Consider the following 1124-nt stretch of genomic DNA (forward strand, 5'->3'; position numbering starts at 1 on the left):
AACTTCGTCAATGACTGCTTCTGGCATATTTCCTGGGAAGGTTTGTCCTCCTGGTTTCCAAAAGCCTTCAAAAGCAGACTCTTCATTTCCACTTGGAATTCTTGTGTTTTGAACTGAAATAACAACGGATTTATACTAATTATTAATGCTCTTTTTCGAACCATAAAGTGTATAGCGGACTGATTTTCTCAAATAATTCCTTTTCGTATTGATATCTATTCTCTTGTACTTTCTCAACTATTTGACTAACTTTCTCAAATTCATTATTTTTAATCAATTTGTCAATTAAATCTACATCTTTTTCATCAATCTTTTGCGAGGAAACATTCTTAATGATTATCTTTAAAATTTGATAAGTCACCTCATTATCATCTAATTTAGAAATCTCGGATGTTATTTTTCCTCTCTCAGTAAAAACTAGATTATACCTTCCATTTCTATCCTCTATTATAGAAATTCCCTCCGGAAAGTAGGGAGGTTGTTCAGAAAAATGAATTCCAAATTCACCTAATTTTATGTTTCCAATTTTTGAAACTTCGGATTCAATTTTGTTTTTTAATTTTATTAGCATTTAATTATTCCTATTTCAATTTAAGTAGAAAATTCCCTTTTTCTAATTCATCAATTGTTAAATATGTATAATATTGAATTCCCATACCAGGTTCATCAAACCAAGGGGCAACTAATCCTTCTTTTGTTGGTATTTCTTTTAGAACAATGTAGTCTGAATTCGGTTGGAGTTTCATAAAAGGAGGTAAGGCTTTCTCACCAAATGTTGCTCCTTCAGGAGAGAAATACCTTCCCGTTGGATTAGAACCAATTCTGTTTATTCGAGTTCCAGGCAATATAACAGATTCTTTGTATTCGCCATTCAAAAATCCATGTTTATATATACTTCCATCAACTCTACCCATGGAACTCTCGGGACTTCCTGGATAAATTGTATTCCCTGTTAGCTGATTAAAATAATCCGGATTATCATATACATTTTTATTTTTAAGGTAAAATTCTGGCTCAGGTGGATATGACCAATTTCTTAATTTGACTCTATCAGATGGTTCGATACCTGCCTCCGCATATTTGTGCCATTGAAGATATCTCTGACGGTCCATCGGTTCCATACT

2 protein-coding genes are annotated in these 1124 nt (G+C 32.7%); both read right to left on the reverse strand.

The annotated features are described in order from the left end of the window. Positions 1-142: 142 nt before the first annotated feature. Positions 143-571, reverse strand: a complete 429-nt coding sequence (locus ADH52_RS03010) for an Imm63 family immunity protein (protein WP_049510011.1) — start codon at positions 569-571, stop codon at positions 143-145. Positions 572-581: 10 nt separating this feature from the next. Then, on the reverse strand, positions 582-1124 hold a 543-nt coding region (locus ADH52_RS03015), incomplete at its 5' end, for a TNT domain-containing protein (RefSeq protein WP_049510013.1).

Origin of the sequence: Streptococcus pseudopneumoniae (assembly GCF_001072665.1) — a bacterium.
GTDB lineage: Bacteria > Bacillota > Bacilli > Lactobacillales > Streptococcaceae > Streptococcus > Streptococcus pseudopneumoniae_S.